The organism is Aestuariirhabdus haliotis, assembly GCF_023509475.1.
GTDB lineage: Bacteria > Pseudomonadota > Gammaproteobacteria > Pseudomonadales > Aestuariirhabdaceae > Aestuariirhabdus > Aestuariirhabdus haliotis.
In genome coordinates, this window is sequence record NZ_JAKSDZ010000022.1 from 18,004 (window position 1) to 41,850 (window position 23,847).

Annotated in this window: 22 protein-coding genes; 11 read left to right on the top strand and 11 right to left on the bottom strand. The window is 54.3% G+C overall.

Features of this window, described 5'->3' with window-relative positions; all coding sequences use genetic code 11:
- The first annotated feature begins 149 nt into the window (after window positions 1–149).
- On the top strand, window positions 150–719 hold the full coding sequence (locus MIB40_RS12745) for a Tll0287-like domain-containing protein (protein WP_249694839.1): 570 nt from the start codon (window positions 150–152) through the stop codon (window positions 717–719).
- Between the two features lie 72 nt (window positions 720–791).
- On the opposite strand, the gene MIB40_RS12750 is transcribed toward MIB40_RS12745, so the two are convergent.
- From MIB40_RS12750 to MIB40_RS12765, 4 genes are all read right to left on the bottom strand, one after another.
- Window positions 792–2,228, bottom strand: a complete 1,437-nt coding sequence (locus MIB40_RS12750; protein WP_249694841.1) for a hypothetical protein — start codon at window positions 2,226–2,228, stop codon at window positions 792–794.
- Window positions 2,225–2,887, bottom strand: a complete 663-nt coding sequence (locus tag MIB40_RS12755; protein WP_249694843.1) for a class II aldolase/adducin family protein — start codon at window positions 2,885–2,887, stop codon at window positions 2,225–2,227. Before MIB40_RS12755 ends, MIB40_RS12750 begins: the two co-directional genes overlap by 4 nt.
- A 9-nt stretch (window positions 2,888–2,896) precedes the next feature.
- Window positions 2,897–3,610 (bottom strand): hypothetical protein, encoded by a 714-nt coding sequence (locus MIB40_RS12760; RefSeq protein ID WP_249694845.1) that lies wholly within the window; start codon window positions 3,608–3,610, stop codon window positions 2,897–2,899.
- 93 nt (window positions 3,611–3,703) lie between these two features.
- A complete protein-coding gene (locus MIB40_RS12765; RefSeq protein WP_249694855.1) occupies window positions 3,704–4,207 on the bottom strand; it encodes a CBS domain-containing protein in 504 nt (167 codons plus the stop codon).
- A 317-nt stretch (window positions 4,208–4,524) separates the two neighbouring features.
- Between MIB40_RS12765 and MIB40_RS12770 the strand changes: the two genes are divergently transcribed.
- The 3 genes from MIB40_RS12770 to MIB40_RS12780 all read left to right on the top strand — a co-directional run bounded on the left by MIB40_RS12770 (window position 4,525) and on the right by MIB40_RS12780 (window position 9,483).
- The gene (locus tag MIB40_RS12770; RefSeq protein ID WP_249694857.1) at window positions 4,525–6,402 is read left to right on the top strand and encodes a sensor histidine kinase; all 1,878 of its coding nucleotides are present in this window, start codon (window positions 4,525–4,527) and stop codon (window positions 6,400–6,402) included.
- Window positions 6,399–7,775 (top strand): sigma-54-dependent transcriptional regulator, encoded by a 1,377-nt coding sequence (locus MIB40_RS12775; protein ID WP_249694859.1) that lies wholly within the window; start codon window positions 6,399–6,401, stop codon window positions 7,773–7,775. Before MIB40_RS12770 ends, MIB40_RS12775 begins: the two co-directional genes overlap by 4 nt.
- 94 nt (window positions 7,776–7,869) lie before the next feature.
- On the top strand, window positions 7,870–9,483 hold the full coding sequence (locus MIB40_RS12780; protein WP_264758564.1) for a protein adenylyltransferase SelO: 1,614 nt from the start codon (window positions 7,870–7,872) through the stop codon (window positions 9,481–9,483).
- A 55-nt stretch (window positions 9,484–9,538) separates the two neighbouring features.
- Here the strand turns inward: MIB40_RS12780 and nfo are convergent, their stop codons facing one another.
- Both nfo and MIB40_RS12790 read right to left on the bottom strand, forming a co-directional pair.
- On the bottom strand, window positions 9,539–10,381 hold the full coding sequence (gene nfo / locus MIB40_RS12785; protein WP_249694863.1) for a deoxyribonuclease IV: 843 nt from the start codon (window positions 10,379–10,381) through the stop codon (window positions 9,539–9,541).
- A 77-nt stretch (window positions 10,382–10,458) separates the two neighbouring features.
- Entirely contained in the window at window positions 10,459–10,851 is a 393-nt protein-coding gene (locus MIB40_RS12790) for a DUF5064 family protein (RefSeq protein WP_249694865.1), read from the bottom strand.
- A gap of 217 nt (window positions 10,852–11,068) precedes the next feature.
- Between MIB40_RS12790 and MIB40_RS12795 the strand changes: the two genes are divergently transcribed.
- Window positions 11,069–11,878 (top strand): hypothetical protein, encoded by an 810-nt coding sequence (locus MIB40_RS12795; protein ID WP_249694867.1) that lies wholly within the window; start codon window positions 11,069–11,071, stop codon window positions 11,876–11,878.
- Window positions 11,879–12,042: 164 nt separating this feature from the next.
- Entirely contained in the window at window positions 12,043–12,276 is a 234-nt protein-coding gene (locus tag MIB40_RS12800) for a hypothetical protein (RefSeq protein ID WP_249694869.1), read from the top strand.
- A 178-nt stretch (window positions 12,277–12,454) separates the two neighbouring features.
- Here MIB40_RS12800 and MIB40_RS12805 read toward each other — a convergent pair whose 3' ends face one another.
- Complete coding sequence (locus MIB40_RS12805; protein ID WP_249694871.1) at window positions 12,455–13,045, bottom strand: MarC family protein; 591 nt, start codon at window positions 13,043–13,045, stop codon at window positions 12,455–12,457.
- A gap of 215 nt (window positions 13,046–13,260) precedes the next feature.
- Here MIB40_RS12805 and MIB40_RS12810 point away from each other — a divergent pair, with 215 nt between their 5' ends.
- Together MIB40_RS12810 and MIB40_RS12815 are read left to right on the top strand one after the other, a co-directional pair.
- Window positions 13,261–14,133: a transporter substrate-binding domain-containing protein gene (locus tag MIB40_RS12810; protein ID WP_249694873.1), complete on the top strand. Its 873-nt coding sequence runs from the start codon at window positions 13,261–13,263 to the stop codon at window positions 14,131–14,133.
- 108 nt (window positions 14,134–14,241) lie between these two features.
- Window positions 14,242–15,147, top strand: a complete 906-nt coding sequence (locus MIB40_RS12815; protein WP_249694874.1) for a TraB/GumN family protein — start codon at window positions 14,242–14,244, stop codon at window positions 15,145–15,147.
- Here the strand turns inward: MIB40_RS12815 and MIB40_RS12820 are convergent.
- Window positions 15,126–15,851: a Crp/Fnr family transcriptional regulator gene (locus tag MIB40_RS12820; RefSeq protein ID WP_249694876.1), complete on the bottom strand. Its 726-nt coding sequence runs from the start codon at window positions 15,849–15,851 to the stop codon at window positions 15,126–15,128. The genes MIB40_RS12815 and MIB40_RS12820 overlap by 22 nt on opposite strands.
- Window positions 15,852–15,963: 112 nt before the next feature.
- Here MIB40_RS12820 and MIB40_RS12825 point away from each other — a divergent pair, with 112 nt between their 5' ends.
- The gene (locus tag MIB40_RS12825) at window positions 15,964–17,130 is read left to right on the top strand and encodes a hydroxymethylglutaryl-CoA reductase (protein WP_249694878.1); all 1,167 of its coding nucleotides are present in this window, start codon (window positions 15,964–15,966) and stop codon (window positions 17,128–17,130) included.
- A 112-nt stretch (window positions 17,131–17,242) separates the two neighbouring features.
- Here MIB40_RS12825 and gcvT read toward each other — a convergent pair whose 3' ends face one another.
- A complete protein-coding gene (gcvT, locus tag MIB40_RS12830; RefSeq protein ID WP_249694880.1) occupies window positions 17,243–18,364 on the bottom strand; it encodes a glycine cleavage system aminomethyltransferase GcvT in 1,122 nt (373 codons plus the stop codon).
- A gap of 325 nt (window positions 18,365–18,689) precedes the next feature.
- Here gcvT and MIB40_RS12835 point away from each other — a divergent pair, with 325 nt between their 5' ends.
- Window positions 18,690–19,103, top strand: coding sequence for a YbaY family lipoprotein (locus tag MIB40_RS12835; protein ID WP_249694882.1), 414 nt, complete (start codon window positions 18,690–18,692; stop codon window positions 19,101–19,103).
- A gap of 34 nt (window positions 19,104–19,137) precedes the next feature.
- On the opposite strand, the gene MIB40_RS12840 is transcribed toward MIB40_RS12835, so the two are convergent.
- A complete protein-coding gene (locus tag MIB40_RS12840) occupies window positions 19,138–20,808 on the bottom strand; it encodes a formate--tetrahydrofolate ligase (RefSeq protein ID WP_249694883.1) in 1,671 nt (556 codons plus the stop codon).
- A gap of 154 nt (window positions 20,809–20,962) precedes the next feature.
- On the opposite strand from MIB40_RS12840, the gene MIB40_RS12845 reads away from it, so the two are divergent.
- Window positions 20,963–21,664 carry a pseudouridine synthase gene (locus MIB40_RS12845; RefSeq protein ID WP_249694885.1) on the top strand — a complete coding sequence of 234 codons (702 nt, stop codon included), beginning with the start codon at window positions 20,963–20,965 and terminating at the stop codon, window positions 21,662–21,664.
- A gap of 3 nt (window positions 21,665–21,667) precedes the next feature.
- Here the strand turns inward: MIB40_RS12845 and MIB40_RS12850 are convergent, their stop codons facing one another.
- Window positions 21,668–23,818: a penicillin acylase family protein gene (locus tag MIB40_RS12850; protein WP_249694888.1), complete on the bottom strand. Its 2,151-nt coding sequence runs from the start codon at window positions 23,816–23,818 to the stop codon at window positions 21,668–21,670.
- Between the last annotated feature and the right edge of the window lie 29 nt (window positions 23,819–23,847).

Consider the following 23,847-nt stretch of genomic DNA (forward strand, 5'->3'; position numbering starts at 1 on the left):
GCACAAAACTAACAGGTGACTCTTTTACTTGTTTTGGGCCAAGGGACGCCGTAATTTGCCGAAGGTATGAATCTAGATCAGTGACAAGGGCGTGGGTCTGTGTAAGGATAATCCCTAATTGACTATGGTCCGAATTAGGGAGAATCACCATGTGCCGCCTTTTCGCAGTGATCGCTGTTGTCACCGCCTTTGCCAGTAGTTCTGTGCTGGCCGATGAGCTAGCGGTTCATCGAGACGAGGCACGAGCGATCAGCAAAGAGTTTGGTCAGCAGTTGCAAGCCGTGTTCAAACCCGCAATGGAGAGAGGGGGGGCGATTCATGCCATCGACGCCTGCAATGTCCAGGCAACCCCAATCGCTAATGAACGTGCCCAGGCCAGTGGTTGGAAAGTTGGCCGTACCTCTTTACGTACCCGCAATAGCGCTAATGGCCCCGATGGCTGGGAACGGGCGGTGCTGGTGCAATTTGAACGCCGTAAACGGTCCGGGGAAAATCCCGCAAACCTGGAATACTTCGAAATGGTGGAAACCGGTAGTGGCAGCGAAGTGCGTTATATGAAAGCCATCCCAACGGCCGGTGTTTGTCTGGCTTGTCACGGCCGACAGATTGACCCCGATGTGGCGGCCCATATTGAGAAACTCTACCCGGATGATCGCGCTACCGGTTTTTCCCAGGGTGATTTGAGAGGGGCTTTCAGTCTGAGTAAGACACTGCCTTAAGGCATTAATATTGAGGTCAAACGCTGTTCTTGTCTTGGCCGATTGCCTGAACAGGGATTATTGCCGCAAGTGCTAGTCGCTGCCATCCTGTCGATTGACGGCGGCCTCAAATATTTGCTGTAGCAGATCGGGGTCGTCGAAATGCCTTTCAGAACTAAAGGCTATGGCATGGTGTCCCCACTGCCGCATTGCGCCGGGTGATTCGATACCACTGGGCCAGAGTAAAATCTTTTCCGCTCGTTGAGTGCCGCTCACCAGACCCTTTGGTGAAGAAAACAGATTTTGAGATCCCGCCCCCCAGGGTAAGCGCCGGAGTTCGTCCGAACTCTGTAGCTGGTAACGGTTGGCGTCTGCCTCTTTCCTCCCCCAATCCGCACCGATCAGCATATGATCCTGACTACTTATCGATACTCGTAAGCGTTGTCCGCTCTGGTACTGGGCCGGTTTAAGCAGCAAGGGGGGCTCTCCAATCGATGCCTCCGTCTTCAACTGAAGCGATGTTTGCAAGGGCAGGACAGAGTAGTAACAGCCGCAGGGGTGAATGCTGTCCAGTAGCAATGGCTGGCCTCGTTCGTCGAGCGTGATGCGAAGGTAAAGCCCATCCAGTTTGCCCGCGTATATATCAAGCCAGTTGCTTGCCGGGGGCCGTTGATCAAACCAGACCAGGTAACTCAGTTGCAGCAACCAGCGGTTGTTCCAACGCGTATAGCTTGAATGGGTGTAGGTCACGACCTCTAGCGGGTTGACTCCTGGTTCATCGTTCAGCCAGCGTGGGGCGCCTGGCAGGTCGAAGTCTCCCCCTTGCTCGATCTCCCAGACCGGCGCGTAATGCGCGAACAGCTGCTGCTGCCGGGAGGGCGTCATAACCGGCAGCCCTAAATGACTGCGTTGATAGGCTTCAGTCAGCCATTGCCGTATTTGCCCGGGGGGCAGGCGTGCCGGCGATGCTGGCTGGTACTGGCGGGTTGGCAGCTGGGGACCCTGATAAAAGCGAGACTTGAGTTCCTCGTGCAGGTCTTGCAGCGGTAAACCCATCAAGCGGCTGGTCAAAGGGTAGAGTCCAATCACCTGTAACTCGGTTCGATAGCGAGACGGGTAGGGTATCGTCGCCAGTCGTTCGGGCCAGCTGGCGTCCTGAATAAGGTGTTGGGATTGTTGTTCGAGGCAGTTTTCCAGAGAGTCGATTGGATGGTCACTGCCAAGATTGGCGTGATCACTGCGCAGGGCCTGACGGCCAAGTTCAAGGCTGATTTCGAGCCATTCCCGGCGCTGTGACTCTGTCTGCAGGTCCCCTAATAATGACCAAAGGGTTCGATCGGCTCTCAAGTAGGGAAAGGGACTCAGGGGCTGTTCCTGAACATCGGCTATGCCCCTATCTCGGGCTTGATGATACAGCGATTGCAAATGACCATCGCATATCCGGGGTTCGGGGTTGGGTAGCGGCGTTGTTGTACTGCATCCGATCAGGAGCGCCAGGCCGCAGAGGGTCAGAATGAATCGAAGACTCATGGTGCTGGGCTATCGTGCAGAGTTTTCGCAGACGCCTGAAGCCTGACCAACGCCTCGGCGGCAGTCGATAAACACGGTCCGTAGCTGATGATGCCATCCTCATGGCCGAGCATGGCAATGACGCCCTGATCGGCGGTCAGTAATGAACGTATTTCCTGCGCCATCGTCGGTGTTCCATAGGCGGTGTTGCTATCCGTACAAGACAGGGAAAGCTTACGGGCCTGATGCCAAATCAGGGGGCAATGGACATGGATTACGGCATTGCAGCCATGACGCTGCTGATAGATCACCGCGTGACTCAAGGCTTCTGATGAAGGTTCCGATTCTCCCTGGGACCAGAGCCGGTTCTGCTCGACTTCTGCGTTCAGCACCACAGCCACATTTGAGGCTGCGAGGCTGCTCAAATGGCCCGTTTGGGTGCCGCTGATTATAAATGCATCCACGCCAGTATCCCTGTGTTGGCGATCCGATCCTGGATACGGCCAGCGCTGGCTGATATTGCCGAATCCGAGTCCCTGGTAACGGACGTTCGATTGCCCGATCATGCCCCTGTCGAGCATCTGCTGACGCCAATAGTTGAGTCGCGACAGGTCAGGAATCGGCAGCAAGGCGCGCTTTTCGTGATGGCAGCGGTATTTGGTAACCCCCTCGCGTTCCATCAGGCGTTCCTAGTACCGGATAAGCAGCGGCTGATAAGCAAATGATGCGCTGAGGTGGTGCAGCAGGGCATGGTGACCTTCGCTTTGCCAGGTATCCGTCAATTGCTCGTTGATCTCCTGGTAGCGTTGACGAGCCTGATCCAGGTTAGCGGGCAGGGCTTGTTGGCTACGGTAGTCTCGAATCAGGCTGAGCCAGAATTCACTAATTCCCATAATGTAATGGGGCCAGGCGCTGGCCAGTTCAGGGCTCCAGTTGGGATCACTGCTGTCGGCTATATCGGGTCGAGAGTTGTTGCTGATACCTCGGTGGTGCATGCGAACCAGGTCTTCGGCCAGTAGCTGGTTGCTCCAGGGATGGTTCACCACCTCAAGGTAAATCTGGTTGGCGGTGCTTGCGTCGGTGTACAGAAGCAGGGTCAGTTGATGACCGGCTGAGCCGCGGCCCGCCCGTCGATGAAAGCGCCAGAACCTGACCTGCTCTCTATGCCGATCCAGACTCGGGCCAAGTAATTCGGCAGCGAGCAGCAGGTCCATGCTCCACTCGGGGTCATGTTCGGGATCCCACCGGTGTTGCAGCATTATGTAACGCCAGCCCATGGCATTGGCCTGGTCGGGTAACTCGGCTGCCGCAGCCGCCACCCCCGTTTGCGATGGTGGCGATGTGGCAGAAAGGGCGCAGCCGCCTATCCACAGGCTGCAAAGAGCAATGAGCAGTTTTTTCATAACGGCTATTGTGAAAGGCGTTGGCCCCGGGTGCAACATCTACCAGGAACAAACCTCAGGGTGCCAGGAACCCACACAGGTGGGGATGATTAGTCAGGCACTGGCCTTGGCGGCTTGATAGACCAGTCTCACCACATCCATGCTGGAGACGATGCCGATAATCTGATCGTCTTCGGTGACAAAAATGCGGTGAATATTATTGGTAGCCATGACCTGGGTAATCTCTTCTACCCCGGCGCCGGCATCAACGGCGATGATTTGAGCGGTCATGATGTCACTGACCCGGCGCTGCCCACAAAATTCCAGGTCGTCTACCTGATCGCTTAATCGGGCGCTTTGTTCGTTGTAAAAATTCTGCTTGCTGACCACTTCGTCTTTGTACTGCGGGTTATTGCTGTAGCGCAGGATATCGGTGATGCTCACGACGCCTACCAGCTCTCCCTCCTGGTTCAGTACCGGGGCACCGGACAGTTTGTATTCGGCAAAAAAACTGGCCAGTTCTGGAATATCCCAATTAGCCGATACACTGAGTACGTCGGGAGTCATCAGCTGGCGTGCTGCCAGCTGGAACAGTGAACTTTCGCGCATATCAGTCATGGGATTATCCTTGGATGCAGGGGCTGTTTTGCAAAGCGGCAGTGTCGTGGAAACGCTCTTGAGGGTCAATTGATACACATCAACTGAGTTCGCGCGAATGGTCAGTCGTCTTCTTTCTAGTACTCACCTTAGTGTAGACCCACGATATGTTCAATAACGGAGTAACTCCGGTGGAAAACTGCAGTCACAGTACTATTATTGATCACCTCAAGGCAGGCCCTCGTGTGTTTTCGGTAGCCATCGCATCTACGGTTAAAGCCCCTTGCCGAGCATGCTAATATGGGGCTCCCCGGTTGCCTATACGTTTGGTATTTTCTGTGTCAGACCTGATCTCATTTATTCACCGCCGCAGCGCTTTGATGATTGGCTCTCTGATCCTGTTGTTTGTCCTGCTGGTATGGGTCAGTGGTTCTCTGGCTCGGCAAGTAGCCTATGACCGTTTGCAAGAAAGTGCCGAAGCACAACTGCAGCGCTACACCAACTCTCTGGAAGTGACCCTCAGCCGCTATGAATTTATCCCGGAGCTGTTGGCGACCAACCCCCTGTTGCGTGATTTTTTACAGGACAAGCGCGATGAGTATGTGTCACAGCGCTTAAACCGTTTCCTGGAAAAGATGAATGAGATCAGTAATACCTCCGATGTTTATCTGCTCGACAGTCGGGGCACAACGGTAGCCGCCAGTAACTGGAACCTTGCCAATACCTTTATTGGAAATAACTACGCTTTCCGACCCTATTTTACCCAGGCGATGGAGGGGCGGGCGGGTCGATACTATGCCCTGGGCATCGCCTCGGGTAAGCGAGGTTATTACTTTTCCTACCCCATTACCGATGCCGAAGACATCATTGGTGTCGTGGTGATCAAAATCAGCCTGCGGGATATCGAATTTCAGTGGAGTAATATTCGACTTCCCCATGAACCCGAGTTGATGGTAACCGACCCGGATGGCATCACCTTTATTTCGACACGCCAGCAATGGTTGTATCACTCTCTGGAGCCCCTGAACGCAGAAGGCTGGGAACGAATTCGCGAAGAGCGCCGTTATGGTGAACAATCACTGGGTACCCTGAATGCTCGTTGGGTCAGCTTGCCGGAATCGTTGCAGGGTAGCTCCGCGCAAATGGTATTGATCAATCAAAATCGTCGCTCCAGCCCCTTTTTGGTCAACAGTTACAATATGGAAACCGCCGGTTGGCAGGTGCACTTATTGAGCCCTACCGAGCCGGTCAGGAATCAGGTGCTGACCACAGTCATCATCAGTGCGGCACTCTACATCATCGTCGTGTTGTTACTGCTGTTTCTTGTCGAGCGGTTACGCAATGTGAATCGATTGCGACAGGCTCATGACCTGTTGGAAAGCCGAGTCGTGAGTCGAACCGCCGACCTCTCTGAAACCAATCGTCGCTTACTGGACGAAGTGGAAGAGCGGCAACGTACCGAGCAGCGCTTGCGACAGACGCAGGATGAGCTGATTCAGGCGGCAAAACTGGCGGTCATGGGGCAGATGTCAGCGGGCATTAACCATGAACTCAACCAGCCCCTGGCGGCGATTCGCAGTTATGCCGAAAATGCTAATAAATTTCTCGAGCGAGGCCGGGAGCTTAATGCTCGCGCCAACCTCGATGAAATTGTCCAGCTCACTTCACATATGAGCAAAATTGTTGCTCAGTTCAAGGTGTTTTCGCGGAAAAGCTCTGGCACCCGTGTCTCGGTTTCGGTCAATGCTGCCCTTAATGCCGCCATCAATATTATTGCGCCGCAGTTGCGTCAGCAGCATGTGCAATGGCACATCGAGGGACAAGAACAGGATCTCTACGTACTGGGCGATATGGTGCGACTCGAGCAAGTATTGGTCAATCTGCTGTCCAATGCGTTGCAAGCTATGGAAAGTGCAGAGTGTAAATCGCTCAATGTGAGACTCTTTTGTGATGATGAGAGCGCAAACCAGAAGGTCGTGATTGAGGTGCATGATAGTGGAGAAGGCATTGAAGACGCCTTGATGGAGCGAATCTTTGAGCCCTTCTTCACCACCAAGGGTGTGACCCAGGGGTTGGGGTTAGGATTATCCATTTCTCATCGCATTATCGAGTCGATGCAGGGCAATATGATAGCGAGTAATCACCCCGATGGTGGGGCGGTATTCCGAATTGAATTGCAACGCAGTCAGGCGCAGCAAGGTAGTCAGATAGCATGAACACAGGTGAAAAAATCGTAGCGAAAAAAGGTCAGGTGCTTTTTGTCGATGATGAGCACCATATCCGGGTTGCCGTGCAGCAAACCCTCGAATTGGAAGATTACCAAATCCGCTGTTTTAGTACGGCTGCTGAGGTATTGGAAAACCTCGATGCCGACTGGCCAGGGGTGCTCGTTAGCGATATCAATATGCCGGAAATAGATGGCATCGAATTGATGCGGCGAGTGCGAGAAATTGACGCGGATCTGCCGGTTATCCTGGTGACCGGCCATGGCGATATCTCGATGGCGGTATCGGCCATACTTGACGGCGCCTACGACTTTATCGAAAAGCCTTTTGCCTCCGAGTTGCTGGTGGATGTGGTCAAACGAGCGCTGGAAAAACGTAACCTGACCCTGGAGAATCGTAACCTAAGGCGGGAAGTGGAAGCGCAAAGTGCGCCGGGTCCACGAATTCTGGGTAACACACCGGCCATTCAGAATATGCGTCGCGTTATTCATCAGGTGCTGGACGCTCCAACCGATATCCTGATCAATGGTGAAACCGGAACGGGTAAAGAGTTGGTCGCGCGTTATCTGCACGAACACAGTAAGCGCCGGGAGAATAATTTCGTCGCGATTAATTGTGGCGCGGTACCCGAGAATCTGATCGAGAGTGAACTCTTTGGCCATGAGGCCGGTGCTTTTACCGGTGCCGAAAAGTCCAGAGTGGGTAAGTTTGAATACGCCAATGGCGGCACCTTGTTTCTGGATGAAATAGAAAGCATGCCCATGGCGGTGCAGGTTAAATTGTTGCGAGTCATTGAAGAACGAATGGTTGAACGGCTGGGCTCCAATGCCTTAATACCTCTGGATGTTCGCATCGTGGCGGCGACCAAGGTGGACCTTCGGGAGTTGAGTGATGCCGGAAATTTTCGCAGTGACCTGTTCTACCGTCTGAATGTAGTGACAATTGATATTCCCTCACTTCGCGATCGCCTCGATGATCTGCCCCTGTTGTTTGAACATTTTGCCTTGATCGCCTCAGCGCGCTACCAGCAGGAGATTATCCCTTTGCCCGGTGAGCGTATGCATCAGTTATTGCAGCACGATTGGCCTGGTAACGTTCGGGAACTGCGTAATCTGGCCGAACGCTATGTCTTACTTGGTGACGAAGCCAATCTGGCGCCGGGCGAACAATCGCAGTCGGAAGAGATACAGAGTCGGCAAACCCTGGCGGAACGGGTCGATCAGTTTGAGCGCTCCCTGATTCGCGAGTCCCTGCAGCGTCATAAGGGGAGTATCAAGGAAACCATGGTGGCTTTGGGGCTGGCGCGAAAAACCCTGTATGACAAAATGAAAAAGCACGATCTGGATCGGCTGGACTACAAATAATCGAAGATCCGTTGATGGTTAGTGTGCGTATGTGAATAACGCTAACGGCGAAAACCTGACCCGCGCTCAACGCCGGCGCGCACGAGATATGATGATGCCTTTAACTGCCCTCGCCGCCGGTTTTTCCCGGTGGCAGTTTGATAACCGTTATATTCAGGCGCTGCCCGCTGATCCTGAAACAGACAACTACCGGCGTCAGGTGACTTCGGCGTGTTTCTCTTATGTATCGCCGACCCCGGTCCCGGCTCCGCAGCTGGTAGCCTATTCGCGGGAAGTGGCTGAGCAACTGGATCTATCCGAACAGGATTGCCAGCATGACAGTTTCTTGCAGCTCTTTAGTGGCAATAGTTTATTGCCGAGTATGACGCCCTGGGCCTGCTGCTATGGGGGGCACCAGTTTGGTAACTGGGCCGGACAGTTGGGAGATGGTCGGGCCATCAATCTGGCGGAGACGGTCAATCAGCAGGGCCAACATTTCACACTGCAGTTAAAGGGCGCGGGGCCTACGCCATATTCCCGAACAGCCGATGGTCTGGCTGTACTTCGTTCCTCAGTTCGTGAATTTCTGTGTTCGGAAGCGATGCATCACCTTGGGGTTCCGACGACAAGGGCGCTCAGTTTGATCAGCACGGGCCAGCCAGTGTTGAGAGATATGTTTTACGATGGCAATGCGCGCCATGAGCCGGGCGCGGTGGTGTGTAGGGTGGCGCCTTCCTTCACCCGTTTTGGCAACTTCCAGATTCATGCTGCGCGCAATGAGATCGATATTCTCAAGCAGTTGCTGGACCTTACGATTACTCGGGATTTCCCGGAATTGGGCACGCCCGGTGAAGAGGTGTATGCAGACTGGTTTTCGATCGTCTGCCAACGCACGGCGAGTTTGATGGTGCACTGGATGCGAGTTGGTTTTGTGCACGGGGTGATGAACACCGATAACCTGTCCATTCTGGGGCTGACGATCGATTATGGACCCTACGGCTGGCTGGAAGGATATGATCCGGATTGGACCCCCAATACCACGGATGCCGGTCAGCGTCGTTACCGTTATGGCCAGCAACCGCAAATCGCTCATTGGAATCTCTATCAGCTGGCCAACGCGATCAGCCCGTTGTTTCAGGATACGGAGCGCTTGCAGGCTATTCTGGATCAGTATGCGGTCGATTATCAGCAACAATGGCAAACGATGATGGCGGCCAAACTCGGGCTGGATCAGTGGCGAACCGAGGATGACACCCTGACAACCCGGTTGCAGGATCTGCTGCGCCTGACGGAAACCGATATGACCATTTTTTATCGGTCATTAGCGTCCATAAAAACCAGCGAAGCAGCCCTGAACGTGGATGATCGTACTTTGGTTGAGCCGTTGATGGAGGCTTTTTACCAGCCCCAGGAGGTGACCGGTAAGATAGAGCAGCGGATTGCCAATTGGCTGCGGGATTACCAGCAGCGTCTGCGTCAGCAGGATGTCAGTGACCAGCAACGAAGGCAGGCAATGAACCAAACCAATCCACGCTTTGTGCTACGAAACTATCTTGCCCAGCAAGCGATTGATCTGGCCGAGCAGGGAGATTTCAGCGAAGTAGAACGGTTACTGGAATTATTAAGGCGTCCATATGATGAGCAGCCGGGCATGGACAATTATGCCAGGCGGCGTCCGGAATGGGCACGCCAGAGAGCAGGTTGTTCGATGCTATCGTGCAGTTCCTGATTATGGCTGATCTTTGTCAGCGGCGTTAAGGGATAATACCGCTGACAGGGTGACCCTAGAGTGCGAAGCTTCGTAGTAGCTGAATCTCTTCGGACCAGATGCTACTGTCGATGGTTTCCAGCACCATGGGAATCTCATTAAAACGATTGTCCGTCATAATGTAGCGAAAGACTTCCAGACCAATCTCACCCTTACCCAGGCATTGATGGCGATCCACTCGACTACCGAGTTTGATCTTGGCGTCATTCAGATGCATGCCTTTCAAATATTGAAAGCCGACCAGTTGTTCGAATTCAGCAAAGGTACGCTGGCAATCCTCCTCTGTGCGCAGGTCATAACCGGCGGCAAAGGCATGACAGGTATCGAGGCAAACCCCGACCCGGGATTTATCTTCCACGCCCTCGATGATCTGGGCGAGGTGTTCAAATCGATAGCCCAGATTGGAGCCCTGGCCAGCAGTATTTTCGATTACTGCCGTGACCCCTTGACTGGCGTCCAGGGCAATGTTGATCGATTCGGCGATGCGCGCCAGACAGTCATCGATGGCGATCTTTTTAAGGTGACTGCCTGGATGGAAGTTGAGATAGATCAGGCCTAACTGCTCGCAGCGATGCATCTCGTCGATAAACGCGGTACGCGATTTTTCCAATGCGTCATTTTCCGGATGGCCGAGATTAATCAGGTAGCTGTCGTGGGGCAGGATCTGTTCGGGGAGAAATCCTAGCTCGTCGCAGGTCGAGCGAAACTCATCAATGACCTCTGTGCTGAGGGGAGGGGCTTCCCAGCGGCGCTGGTTCTTGGTGAACAGGGCAAAGGCATTGGCTTCCAGTGCTTTTGCATTGCGCGGGGCGTTGGCCACCCCGCCGCTGGCACTGACATGGGCTCCGACATACTTCACGGACAGCTCCTGGTGAGATTAAGAGGCCGGATATTATACCTGGAACCTGCTGTCAGGTAATCGACTTTACCGTGTGATTAATCCCCATCCCTGAGATAGCGGCCAAGGTCTATGGTTTCCGTCGGATCAATATTCAGCGAATCGCGAATCTTCTTGAACAATGCGTCATATTCCTTGCTTTGCATAAAAATATTGGAGGCATTAACCGCATGTTCGCCATCATGAAGCACTTTCATGTCTTTTAGCTCTTCGCGGGTACGGTGAGCAAAGTTAAAGGCCATGTCTCGACGCATGTGGAACGAGCTTTCCAGATGATTACCGTCGGCCATTTTGACATCCAGGGCAATCTGCACCGCTTTTTCGGCGTCGTTAGAATCGGTGGCGATAGTAACTTCGACATTGGCGTGGAGAGTGCGCCCGTCGGCTTTTACGAGTTGATAATGAACCGGGTCAAATTTAGTCACAGCCATTGTGTTCTCCATTTCATCAAAAGGGTGATGACTACATAGTAGGGTATAGGTTTGATGTTGTCAGCCTGTGGAAAATACTACTGCTATTTCAGTAAGTCCGTACGCTGTGTTGAAAGTTGGCAGGCCGGAACAGGGTCTTGAGGCTAGCGGTTAACGTCGAGATAAACGGGGTTGATTTTGGTGGAACCGAATACGGGAAAAGGGTTAAAGGAAATAGATGTTTGTGTATGTAAAAAGAGGCGCTTGTATCCACCTGCTACGGCTAACAATGTCGGTCATGCTGTTGTTGGCAGGGATCTCATTATTGATGGCGCTTTTCCAAAACAGCATGCAGGTTCTGTTAATGGAGTCCACTTACGGCAGTCAGGGCCAGATTAATGCCTTTTTTCAACGCTTTTTGTTCCGGGGCGGAATAACGCCTCGTGAGCTATTGATGCTGCTGGCACTTGGTAAAATCATGGCAGGGGTATTGTTGCTGATCAATCACTACCAGGTCATTGTGATCGGAACTGTAATTATTGGTCTGGCTCTAGGTATAGCGGCTCTGCCGGTGATGACGGTACCTATGGTAGAGCTTGAGGTAATGGCCTATACCTCCCCGGCGTTGTTGGTGCGAATAGCCGACGTGGGATTAATCTTATTGCTGGTGGCGCTGTTGATCGACCGGCAGTCAGCGGCTGGTTTTTCGATCACAGGGTTACGGTTGTTAACCCTGGGTATCGCCCTGCCTCTGGTGGTGGGTGCAGTGTTCCATGGTATGGCGAAAATCAACCACTTTGGTCTGCCTGCCTGGGTGTTGTTGCTCAGTGCGATACCCTTGTTGCTTGGTCGGGGGCGAATATTACAAGTAGGGGCAGGCTTATCCCTGGGGGTCTTGGTTTATTACCTCCTGCTTAGAGGCACAATGATCGAATCCTGGTGGCAATGGCAGACAATAACCGAATGGTTACCCATGATGGTGGGCTGCTGGATCCTGTTCTGTCGTGCTGGATTCCCAGCTGATAAGAGCATGGAAACCGAAGACTGATTAATCAGAGGTGCCTTATATAACGGAAGATCTGGTGCAGGTATCTTTTAAATTCTAACTGTTATTGCTGTTTGCTCCTGATTGTTGAAAAAACAACCAGAAAAAGCGGTATACTCTGGTTGTGAGCGGTTACCGTTAATAGTGTCAGAAGCGAGGTTGTGGTCATGCCAGTAGAAGGACTTTCCGTATCGTCTCCAGTGACCCCGAATACTAACCAGGGCAATCAGGATCGAGTCCAGCAGCAGCGCCAGCAGGTAGAGCAGGCGCAACAGGTGGAACAACAGCAAGAAGATGTGGCTCAGGTGCAGCAGGTTGAGCAAAGCCAGGAAGCTCGTCAGGAAGAGCAAATTCAGGATCAGGAGAACCGGGTAGGCACCCAGATTGATCTGAGTGCCTGACCGGTCAGCCAAGGCCAGCAAAGCGCTTTTTCTTTACAGGTTATAAGCGGCGGTGTGGTGTCTTGTATAGATCGTTTAAATCCAATAAAAAAGGGAACTCAGGTTCCCTTTTTTATTGCTGCGAACCGGACCAGGCCAGCTTATTGCACAGATAGGGCCTGGCCACAGGCCAGATCACTTACACCATAAAATTTCTTACCCCGGTGAAAAATATCTGCGCCGCAATGGCCGATACAAACAGCCCTGTGACCTTGGTCAGGATCACCTGAACCTCGGGGCGATTAAGGAATCGCGCCCGGTTCGATAACCGCAACAGTAGCCCGACGGCAATCACCGCGCAGAACAGCGATAAGGCAACAGTAATGCGTTCCTGGGTGCTGTTAACCTCGGCGCCAATAACCATCAACACACCGATAACGCCGGGGCCAACAGTGATAGGCATGGCCAGGGGCACCACAGCAATCTCCTGACCATGGTCGGCAGAGACATCGGAGCGTCCATTGATCATCGACAGGGCTGACAGGAAGAGCACGGCACCGGCACCGATCCGAAAAGCATCCAGGGTGATGCTGAACAGTTCGAAAATGGTTTCACCGGCAAAGAAAATGATAAGGCTACTGATCATAACCGCCACAGTAACCTTGTTAGCAATGCGGTTCTTCTCGGGTGCCCCCAGATTTTTTGTTAACGAGGCAAAAACCGAAACCACAAAAAACGGGGTAAAAATAAAGAAAATCTTAAGGAAATAATGAATAAAAACCGGGGTCATAACCGATCTCCCTAATCCAGTTGAGGCGCTTACCTGTAGAGAGTGTGGTAGCGCGCGCAGGGTAAAGAGATACGGTATCGAACGCAACCGTTTTAAGGCTTTGTCAGTGTCACCTGTTGTACCCCGAGAGGGACATCCAGGGGGCGAAACCGCTGATCCATGCGCTGGGAGGATGGCGGTCTCCTGGATTCTCTAATAACCTTATTGAAAAGCTGATGGATGGAACAGGGTTGCTACTGGCTAAACAGGGAGAAGGGCAGTTGGTCCCAATATTGTCATGGAAGAAGAGATACCTCGGTGTCGACGTACGCCGTGCTCTATTGTTGTTGCTGGGAGGGCTCTTGGCACCTCTGCTGAATGCGGCTCCCCTGGAATTGCAGTTGAACGCCTACCATCTCCCTCCTTTTGCCTATGACCCGCAACGCTCCGATCAACATCAGGGTTTTATGGTTGAATTGATCGCTTTGGCGGGGCGGGAGCTGGGCTGGAAAATAGAGCCTCGTTATCTGCCTTTTGAAAGGTCGACCCGAGCTTTCGGGCGGGGTGAAGGGGACCTGCATGTCGCTGTCATTCCTTCTGATAGAGCCGAGCTGGACCTGTTGCAAGAGAAATGGGCCTGTGCAGATTCATTGATGACACTGAGGGTATACCGTTATGACAATCTTGAATTTGTCACCGAGGATGAATCACAAACCCCTGGGGCTGACCTTCTGGTGGCAGGGCCTTTGCGAGACCTGGTGTTGCCTCGGGTAGAGCCATCGACTGATGTTCAGGTGGTGAACGAAACTTTCCGTCTGAGCAAGATGTTTTGGTACGAACGGGCACGCTCGGCCATTATTGCCGGCTTGACGATGGAGGATTTTTTCTCCGCCACACCGCCAGATTTTGACTATCAACGAACGCTGTTGTTTCAGGAGCAGGTGAAGCTCTGCATGAATCGTTCATTGATTAATGTTGAGGGCAAGCTGAAACGCTTTATGAGCGCCTGGAAACGCCTCTATCGTGATCGGGATCAGGAGCCGGTACGCAGCATTTTGCAATATTATCAGGTAGAGTCCTATTGGTGGCTCGACGAGCTTCATCGTTAAGTGCCAAGTCCGACCCTGGGTCCTCTGTCGGTGAATAAGCGGGTGAGGACCCGTTACGGCTTATCAGCTTCGCGAATACCCCCTTTGACTCTGTCACGAGTGTTGCCTATGACCAGCCAATTCTACAAGTCACTTCTTTGTTGTGCCCTGCTTCTGGTATCGAGTGGGTGGCCGCAAGGATCCCTGGCCGAGAGCCTGATTATGGCCGACGGTGAGGGGGCCGTCTGGCGGATCAGCAGTGGTGGCCAACAGCTGTTTATCGGCGGCACCCTGCATATGCTGGGGGCAGAAGATTATCCGCTGCCTGAGCCCTTTGCTTTGGCTTACCAGCAAGCCGATGCGGTGTTTTTTGAGGCGGATCTGGCGTTAATCGAATCTCCGGCATTTCAAACCAAACTGATGGCGGTGATGCTGTATCCCGAAGGTGACAGCCTGGAAAACCGATTAAGTCCCGATGTGTATCGTCAGCTTGAGGCGTATTGCCGCAGCAAGGGATATCCGATGGACCTGTTGCGCACCTTTCGACCCGGGCTGGTCTCGGTGACCTTGTCGGTTATGGAGATGCAACGACTGGGTATGGCGGGGACCGGTGTCGACCAGTACTTTTTCCGTAAGGCCCAGCTCGATGGCAAGGCGATTGGTGAACTGGAGACGGTCGATGAGCAGCTGGCCGCAATGTCTGCCATGGGGGAGGGCATAGAGGACCAGATGATTCTTAACACGCTGCGTGACCTTAAGACCCTGCCGAATACTCTGGTGTTGGTCAAACAGGCCTGGCGTAGCGGTGACCTGGCGATACTGGAACAAGATGTGATGGCGCCGATGCAAAATGATTACCCGGATATCTATCGCGAACTCCTGGTAGAGCGAAACAATGCCTGGATGCAAGAGATTGAGCGGTTGTTACAAAACGACCAGACCGAGCTGGTATTAGTTGGAACCCTGCACCTGGTAGGGAATGATGGTATTTTGCAACAGCTACGCCAGCAGGGTTATACCGTCGAGCGCTGGTGAGCCCTGGCGTTGTTGGGACTTACTTCCCGAGCTTGCACCAATGCTCGTAGGGCGTCGGGTCGATCTATCTTGATACTGGCATAGCTCAGCTCAATCCAGCCTTGTTGTTGCCAGTTTTTCAGTACTCTGTGCAGGCTTTGTCGGGTAATGCCCAGCATGTCGGCAATCTGCGCCTGGGAATATTGCAGATGCTGCGTGGCATCCGGCCGATGCAGGCGGCACAGACGCAATAACTGACTGGCGACTCGCGTCGTCAGATCATAGAACGCCGACTCTTCCAACAGCTGTCCTGCCAGCCGGATGCGACGACAGAGGATACGAATAAAGTGGCGATAGAGTTCGGGGTGTTCGGACAACACCCGATCAAACTCCGTTAGTGGGATCATCAGCAACTCACTCTGAACAATGGCGGTGGCTGTTTGCGCGTAGGGTTCCCCGTCTAGCGCCGGAATTTCCCCGCACCACCAACCGGCTTCGATGGTACCAAATAACAGCTGTTTGCCGGTGCTGTCGCTGGCTGTGAGCTGGATCTCGCCGCTAAGCAAACCATAAAACCCCTTGGGCTTATCTCCTCTCCGGTACAGAACCTGCGAGGGCGGTAGCTGAATATGACGAGCGTGCTTTAGCAGCGATTGCTGCAGGTTCGGATCCATTGAGGCAAACAAGCCACTGCTGGTGAGTTGGGCCGCATCGGCGGAAGGCATGTTTGATTTCCTGTGAACTGTAACTTTTTTGACGGTGTTGTCGGTCAGGCCAATCTACACTGTACGGGTTTCAACGGCTGGGTGCACCGGCCCGCAACAGGGAGCGAGGATTATGGCTGACAGGATTCCCCGAAATAAAGATAACGATAATAGCGAAACCATGGCGTCCCAGCGGCGCGATTTTATCCAGCAGCAAACGGGTTCGACAGCCCGGCATCTGGGGCATTACTCGATTGACGCCGAGTCCACTCAAGGCAATATCGAGCACTTTACCGGTGTAGCCCAGGTGCCGCTGGGACTCGCCGGGCCGTTGCGGGTTAACGGCGAGCACGCCCAGGGAGACTTTTATGTGCCCATGGCAACCACAGAAGGCACCTTGGTGGCCAGCTACAACCGGGGCATGCGGTTACTGCGTGACGCCGGGGGCATTACCGTATCGGTGGTAGATGATGCCATGCAGCGGGCCCCGGTGTTTGTCTTTAAAGACGCGCGCCAGGCTCGGGATTTTGGTGTCTGGGTCGAACAGAATATTGCGGCCATCCGTGAAGTTGCCGAATCCACAACGTCCAGTGGCAAATTGCTGCGCATTGATCAATACGCAGCAGCCTGTTTGCGCTACCTGCGCTTTAACTTTTCAACCGGTGATGCCGCAGGCCAGAACATGGTGGGGCGCGCAACGTTCGCAGCCTGTGAATGGATCATGCAACAGTATCAGGGCATAGAACGTTATATGTTGTCGGGCAGTATGGATACCGACAAGAAACATTCACAGCTCAATACCCTGCACAGTCGGGGCAAGCGGGTTATCGCGGAGGCGGTGATTCCAGACCATTTGCTGCGCGAGCAGATGGGCGTCTCGGCCGAGTTGTTGTTTCGCTCCCGCCAGATCAGCAACACCGGCTCGTTTATGGCCGGAGCGATGAACAATGGCTCCCATTCGGCCAACGGTATTACGGCCCTGTTTATCGCCACCGGGCAGGATGTCGCCAATGTGGCCGAATCTTCGGCAGCGGTGGTCTATGTCACGTTGACGCCGGAGGGGGATTACTATTATTCCATCACCCTGCCGTCGTTGATTGTAGCGACCCATGGTGGCGGTACCGGGCTTCCGACCCAGCAGGAGTGCCTGCAGATGTTGGGCTGTTCCGGTAGTGGCAAGGTTAACAAACTGGCGGAAATTATTGGTGCGACCGTACTCTGTGGCGAACTGTCGCTGGGAGCGGCGGTGATTGCCGGCGACTGGGTCACCAGTCACGAACAATACGGGCGTAATCGTTAAGGCAACTCTGTTTGACGGTCGGACTCACAGTCTGTTGCTGACCAACCCGTACAGCAGCCATTAAAATGGCCGGCAACCCTGAGGTGACCGGCCATTGTTGAAGGGTGAATGATTAACCTCGGTAGTAGCGCTGTTCAACAAAAGGCGTGCGCGAAACAGTCAATGGTAGCTGTTTGCCTCGCACCAGAGCGAATACCTGGGTATCGATGACGCTGTACGGCGTCTCTACATAGCCCATGGCAACCGGCGCGTTGATGCTGGGGCCAAAACTGCCGCTGGTGACCACGCCAATCTTGTCGCCATCGGCGTTGACCAGTTCGGCACCCTCACGAATCGGTGCTCGACCCTCGGCCAGTAAACCGACCCGTTTGCGCTTGTAGCTCTTGTTGGCAATCTGCTCGAAGATAATTTCGGCACCGGGGAAACCACCAGCGCGCTCGCCATCGGCACGGCGGGGCTTGCTGATGGCCCAGATCAGGCTGCCCTCGATCGGCGTCGTGGTGGTGTCGATATCGTGGCCATACAAGCATAAACCGGCTTCCAGGCGCAGTGAATCCCGAGCCCCCAGGCCAATGGCTTCGACCTCTGGCTGCTCCAGAAACAGGCGGCACAGGCGTTCGGCATCGCTGCTTGGGATAGAGATCTCGTAACCGTCTTCACCGGTATAACCGGAACGGCTGACAAAGCACTCGACGCCGTCGATGGTCATCAAACGGGAGTCCATAAACACCATGTTGGCGACTTCGGGAGCGATTCGGCTCAGGGCGGTGACCGCTGCCGGTCCTTGCAAGGCCACCAGTGCTCGATCATCCAGACGCTCCAGCTGCACATCCTCACCCAGATGCGCTTGCATATGAGCAATGTCCTGCTCTTTGCAGGCTGCGTTGACCACAACATAGAGATGGTCGCCGTAGTTGGTCACCATCAGGTCATCGAGCAGGCCGCCTTGCTCGTTGGTAAACAGGGCATAGCGTTGCTTGCCAGCGGGCAGGTCGATAATGTCGACCGGTACCAGGGTTTCCAGAGCGGCGGCGGCATTGGCACCCACCAATTTGACCTGACCCATATGGGAGACATCGAAGAGACCGGCTTTTTCCCGTGTGTGCAGATGTTCTTTCTTGACCCCGAGCGGGTACTGAACGGGCATATCGTAACCGGCAAAGGGCACCATCTTGGCTCCCAGTTCCACATGTAAATCGTACAGCGGTGTTTTCAGTAATGGGCTATCAGACATAGGGGTCTCCGGGTTGAGCCAGTGCAATATCGGGTTCACTAACAGTAGTCGATAGCGCCCGATTTCACAGCTGGAGGGTCTCTTGTTTTTGGGATTAAGTTTCCTATAGGAATCAAAGTATAGTCTTAGGAAACATAAGAAAAAAGCCTTTTTGTGTCTCGGTGCCCTGTTTCTGAGCCGAGTTTCAGGGCCTGAAGGCTGCGCTTGAATACCGGCCAGATGGGGCTAGGATCAACAGAGTAGAGCGATCCCGGGCGAAGCTGAGATATAGGCCGTTACCGGATTGTGGAAACTGTTATCACAGCGCCTGAAAGGAACTCAGCCCATGGTAAATGACCGCTTTTATCTGCGTGTTTTGATCATCAGTGTATTGGTGTTGGGTGGCTGCCAGTGGGGCAGCTCCAGCCCTCAGTCCCAGATCGAGGTCGAGGTCACGTACCGCGAGCGCATGATGCTACCGCCGAATGCGAAGATTTATGTGATGCTGCAGGATGTCTCTAAAATGGATGTGGCGGCAATCACCCTCAATGAGCAGCAGCTCAAGAGCGACGGTAAGGCGCCTCCCTATCGCTTGACCCTCAGTTATGATCCGTCGCGACTTGATAGCCGTCACCGGTACGCCGTGCGGGCCGAAATACGCAGTGGCGGTAGTCTGATGTTTACCACCACAGAGCATATTGACCCCTTTGTTGAGGGCTCGCCGCGTCCCTTGCCGATTTTGGTTCGGCGGGTCCAGTAGTCAAGCCCGCCTGATCAGTTGGGCACCGGATTGATTATTCGAGCCCCTCGATCACCCCGTCGGGATTGACCTTCATTCGTGCGGCTGCCGGTACCTTGGGCAGGCCAGGCATGCGCATGATGTCGCCGGTCAGCACGACAATAAAGCCCGCTCCCGAATTCACATGAAGGTTCCTGATGGTGACCTCAAAGTCCCGCGGGCGACCGTGCAGCAAAGGGTCGTCGGACAGTGAGCTGGGGGCTTTGGCGATGCAGATTGGCAGATCGGTCAGTCCGAGCTGCTCAATCTGGCGCAGGTCTTTCTCGGCTTGCTTGGTGAAGGCGATGTCGTCGGCGCCATACATCTCCTGGCAGACGGCGCGAATCTTATCGAGAATTGGCATCTCAAGCTGATAAAGGGGCTCAAAAGGTCGACTCTTTTCGGCGCTTGCCATCACCAGTTTCGCCAGCTCCAGTGCTCCTTTGCCGCCATCGGCATGATGGGTAGTCACGGCGCAGGATACTCCGTGCTGTTCACAACGCTGTTTGATCAGGGCAATCTCGTCATCGCTGTCGGTGGCAAATCGGTTGATCGCCACGACTGGATGTTTGTTGAAATGCTCCACGCTCTCAATGTGTTTATCCAGATTTTCCAGCCCGAGTCGCAGGGCTTCGACATCTTCGTTAAGCAGGTCATTGCGTGCCTTGCCACCGTGCATTTTCAGGGCTCGTACGGTTGTGACCAGCACCACGGCATCGGGGTCCAGGTTGCCGAGTCGGCATTTGATATCGAAGAACTTTTCCGCTCCCAGATCAAAGCCAAAGCCCGCTTCGGTGATTGCCCAGTCGGCATAATGCATGGCCATTCGGGTGGCGACCAGACTGTTGCAGCCGTGAGCAATATTGGCAAAGGGGCCGCCGTGGACAAAGGCGGGGGTGCCCTCGAAACTTTGTACCAGATTGGGATGCAGGGCGTCGCGCAGCAGCGCCATCATCGCGCCGGTGATATTGAGCTGACGGGCGTAAATGGGCTCTCCCGAATAGCTGTAGGCGGCCAGGGTATTATCGAGGCGGCGGTGCAAATCTTCGGCATCACTGGCCAGACACAGCATCGCCATCACTTCGGAAGCGGCAGTGATATCGAATCCGCCCTCACGAGGGATACCTTGCCCCTTGCCGCCGAGACCGACCACGATGTGGCGTAGGGAACGATCATTCATATCCATCACCCGGCGCCAGACAATCTGGCGTGGGTCGATTCCCAGCTCATTGCCGTGAAAAATATGATTGTCGATGCTGGCCGAGAGCAGATTGTTGGCCGACGTGATGGCGTGAAAGTCGCCGGTAAAGTGCAGGTTGATACGGTCGGCCGGCATGATCTGACTATAGCCACCACCGGTTGCGCCACCTTTCATGCCCAGGCAAGGGCCCAGCGAGGGTTCCCTTAGTGCCATACACACCGATTCTCCCAGCTGGGTAAAGGCCTGTCCCAGGCCAATCGTGGTAGTGGTTTTGCCTTCACCGGATGCCGTAGGGGTGGTTGCGGAAATCAGTACCAGACGATTCTTGCCCGGTCGAGGGCGAGGGGCTGCCAGTGCGTTCAGGTCGATTTTGCAAATATCACGGCCATAATGCATGCGATGGTCAGGATCGATTTTCAGTGTATCGGCTATGTCATCAATGGGGCGTGCAGTAAACTCTTTGGCTATCTCAATATCGGTAGGCATGGGATACTTCCGCAGTTGGGGCGGGCGTGGGCGCCTGCAAGAGAAAAAATTGAACCTGTTCAGGCTAGCGCTGGTATTGCTTCGGTGCAAGTGGAGCCAGGTGGACAGTCAGTTCCTGGCATTTCGAGATGGGTTGCCCTGAGGTTGTATCTATATGAGGTTGGTTCATTTTTTACGCAAGCATTGTGAACTGAACAAACAGAGTTCGCAGCGCTTGCTTGCCAGTGGCCGAGTTCGGGTGGATGGCAATGTGGTACGCGATCCCGGTTGTCGAGTAACGCCCTATTGCACCATCGCCCTGGATGATAAAGCGTTGCAAACCGGAACTCCCTGCTATCTGATGTTGCATAAACCGGCCGGCGTGGTGAGCGCAACGCAACACCCGGAGCATCCTACGGTACTGGATCTGGTGCCGAATGAATGGCACCCGGGCTTGCACCTGGCGGGTCGGCTCGATCTTAATACCACGGGATTGTTGTTGTTAACCAACGACGGTCTCTGGTCCAAGCAACTGTCACGACCCGAGCATAAGGTCGACAAGGTGTATCGAGTGCAAACCCAACACCCGATTGACTCGCGTTACATAAAGCAGTTTGCCGAAGGTATCTATTTTTCGTTTGAAGGTATTACCACCGCACCGGCCGAGCTCGAATTGATCTCGAAGCACAGCGCGCGGCTTACTTTACGGGAAGGACGCTACCATCAGGTCAAGCGCATGTTTGGCTTTTTTGATAACCCGGTCGTGGCCCTGCACCGTGAGCGAATCGGGGAATTGACCCTCGATCCCTCACTGGCCCCCGGTGACTACCGTTCACTTAGCCCCGCCGAAATTCAGTGCCTGGTGCCGACGGGATAAATGTCAGGGGCGATAGCGACGCGAGCTGTGTTGGATCAAATGCTCCTTGTCGAGCCACAGGGGTTTGTCTTGCCAGGTGGCGAACAGTGGCGCTTGATCAGTATAATGAGGTGAGCTCACATTTAGCGTGGCGCTGCCGTAATTGTGAACCGAGCGTGATTGCACTTCGCCTGCGGAACTCCATTCGACGAACATAATATAGCTGTCGCCGGCGCTGGCGATCTGCTGACCGGTAGCATCGTCCGGATCGCCATACACGGCACGAACAATATCGGGCCCGCCGTCCAGGGGCCAGCTGTGTTGACCGCGTCGCAAGCGATTAAAGTCGCCGTACTCCGGATCGATACGACCAAAATGGGTTTGCAGACGTTCGATGGCGGCCAACAGATTCGGCAGCAGGTTGTCCGAAGCCATGTTGTTCTCGCGAAAATCGACCAGGGGCTCAATCGTGAGAACCCCGAGAGCAGCAGCATGATTCGAACGATTGGTGCGTAGATCCCAGCTTTTTAACAGCGCCAGGGCCGGCGCCAGCTGTGGATGTTTTTGCAACTCGATGCTCAGGTCGCGCGCCAGCAGTTTGCGTAGAGCCTGTATGGAGGGGTGCGATTCATGGTAAGCCAGATCGTATTTTATTCGGTGCAGCTCCCGGGCGTTGATGGCTGGCGTGGTCGACAACAGATGACGCAGTCGCAGGGCACGATTGGTCATGGCCGTTTCAACCCCCAGGCTGTCATCAAATTGTTCTGGCTCGGGCTGGCCGGGTCCCATACTGGATACGTACGGCGTGTTGTTGGCATTGAAAACAAAACCCGCCGGTGGATTGCGCGTCATGGGTAGCTGTTCAAAGGGCAGGTACTCCTGCCAGATCAGGTCGCTGTCATCCCCGGGCAGGTCTTTGCTCCAGTCCCATCCGGCTTTGCGTTTGGGCATCATGGCGTTGTAATAATGGGCAATGTTGCCGTCACGATCGGCGTACACGTAATTAATGCTGGGCATCGCCATCATCGACATGGCGGATTCAAATTCACTCTGGTTGTTGGCTTTATTGAGGCGATAGAGCTGCTCCAGGGTGCGCATCTCATCCATGCCGGCCCAGCGCAGGGCAAAGGTGCCGTGGTCCAGTTTCAGTACCGGCCCATGGGCAGAAAAATAGAGCGGCTCGGTAAACTCCCAACGCAGAGGTCCCAATAATTGCACCAGAATATCGGCCTGGCGCACTTCCAGGTCATGCCAGTTGCCGTCCATCCAGTACTGGTCCGGGTTGTCCGGGTTGATACGCAGTTGGTAGATATCCACCAGGTCGGGCTTGTTGACCGTGTTGGCCCAACCCAGATTGCGGTTGTGTCCGTGCAGGATGATGGGCGAGCCAGGGAAGGTGGAACCCGCCATATCCCAACCTTCCTCAGAGTGCAGGCGCGCTTCGTACCAGGCCACAGGGCCACTTAATGGCTGGTGGGAGTTAACCAGTAAACGTGTGACCCCATCACCACTGCGATGGGGGGCAACCGCAATGCCCTGGCTGCCCAGTTCCGGCTGGGGTTGGCGGGTGAATTGAAACGCGGTATCGCTGTGGCGAGACAACGCGCGCGGTGACTCGCCAGCAAAGAGTTCTCCAATGATGGTGTCGAAACCATAAAACAGCGGCGTCTTGAACGTGAAGCCGGCGACCAGGTCTTGTCCTTGTACCGGCAGCAGATATGAGGCGACTTCATCCGGGTGGCGCGCTGCGTACAGATTAATGCCGTCGGCGTAGGCCTGGGCGATGGCCCGGGTCTTGGCGTCGATGCGTGAATGGTAGCCTTCATTTACTACCTCCCATACCCGCATCAGGCGAATCAGGTAATCGGTTTTGGCAGCGTCGGGGCCTTTGACGGCCGCCAATGTCCCCCGGGTCGCCATGATCACATCCTGGATCGTGGCGAAGTCATCTTCCGCATGGGCATAGGCCAGGCCAAAAGCTGTGTCTTCGTCACGTTGTCCATAGATATGTGGAACCCCGAAACGGTCGCGAATAATTTCCACCTCGTAGTCATCCGCGCGAGATAGCAGTGGCGCCAGGTCAACCTCGTCTGGCGCGTAGTAGACAATGGTGCCGCCTAGGCCCACGCCGCTGAGTACGAGTAACCAGAAGAAGAGTTGCAGGGATCGGATCATAAAGAGTCGCACACGAGTTGTTATTGTTA

Bases quoted from the DNA above. Each gene is read 5' to 3' on its own strand.
- MIB40_RS12745 (WP_249694839.1), top strand. From the start codon at position 150: ATGTGCCGCCTTTTCGCAGTGATCGCTGTTGTCACCGCCTTTGCCAGT.
- MIB40_RS12775 (WP_249694859.1), top strand. From the start codon at position 6,399: ATGAACACAGGTGAAAAAATCGTAGCGAAAAAAGGTCAGGTGCTTTTT.
- MIB40_RS12800 (WP_249694869.1), top strand. From the start codon at position 12,043: ATGCCAGTAGAAGGACTTTCCGTATCGTCTCCAGTGACCCCGAATACT.
- MIB40_RS12845 (WP_249694885.1), top strand. From the start codon at position 20,963: ATGAGGTTGGTTCATTTTTTACGCAAGCATTGTGAACTGAACAAACAG.
- gcvT (WP_249694880.1), bottom strand. From the start codon at position 18,364: ATGTCTGATAGCCCATTACTGAAAACACCGCTGTACGATTTACATGTG.
- MIB40_RS12840 (WP_249694883.1), bottom strand. From the start codon at position 20,808: ATGCCTACCGATATTGAGATAGCCAAAGAGTTTACTGCACGCCCCATT.
- MIB40_RS12810 (WP_249694873.1), top strand. From the start codon at position 13,261: ATGGATGGAACAGGGTTGCTACTGGCTAAACAGGGAGAAGGGCAGTTG.
- MIB40_RS12790 (WP_249694865.1), bottom strand. From the start codon at position 10,851: ATGGCTGTGACTAAATTTGACCCGGTTCATTATCAACTCGTAAAAGCC.
- MIB40_RS12825 (WP_249694878.1), top strand. From the start codon at position 15,964: ATGGCTGACAGGATTCCCCGAAATAAAGATAACGATAATAGCGAAACC.
- MIB40_RS12815 (WP_249694874.1), top strand. From the start codon at position 14,242: ATGACCAGCCAATTCTACAAGTCACTTCTTTGTTGTGCCCTGCTTCTG.
- MIB40_RS12835 (WP_249694882.1), top strand. From the start codon at position 18,690: ATGGTAAATGACCGCTTTTATCTGCGTGTTTTGATCATCAGTGTATTG.
- MIB40_RS12760 (WP_249694845.1), bottom strand. From the start codon at position 3,610: ATGAAAAAACTGCTCATTGCTCTTTGCAGCCTGTGGATAGGCGGCTGC.
- MIB40_RS12765 (WP_249694855.1), bottom strand. From the start codon at position 4,207: ATGACTGATATGCGCGAAAGTTCACTGTTCCAGCTGGCAGCACGCCAG.
- MIB40_RS12755 (WP_249694843.1), bottom strand. From the start codon at position 2,887: ATGGAACGCGAGGGGGTTACCAAATACCGCTGCCATCACGAAAAGCGC.
- MIB40_RS12780 (WP_264758564.1), top strand. From the start codon at position 7,870: ATGCCTTTAACTGCCCTCGCCGCCGGTTTTTCCCGGTGGCAGTTTGAT.
- MIB40_RS12795 (WP_249694867.1), top strand. From the start codon at position 11,069: ATGTTTGTGTATGTAAAAAGAGGCGCTTGTATCCACCTGCTACGGCTA.
- MIB40_RS12750 (WP_249694841.1), bottom strand. From the start codon at position 2,228: ATGAGTCTTCGATTCATTCTGACCCTCTGCGGCCTGGCGCTCCTGATC.
- MIB40_RS12820 (WP_249694876.1), bottom strand. From the start codon at position 15,851: ATGCCTTCCGCCGATGCGGCCCAACTCACCAGCAGTGGCTTGTTTGCC.
- MIB40_RS12850 (WP_249694888.1), bottom strand. From the start codon at position 23,818: ATGATCCGATCCCTGCAACTCTTCTTCTGGTTACTCGTACTCAGCGGC.
- MIB40_RS12805 (WP_249694871.1), bottom strand. From the start codon at position 13,045: ATGACCCCGGTTTTTATTCATTATTTCCTTAAGATTTTCTTTATTTTT.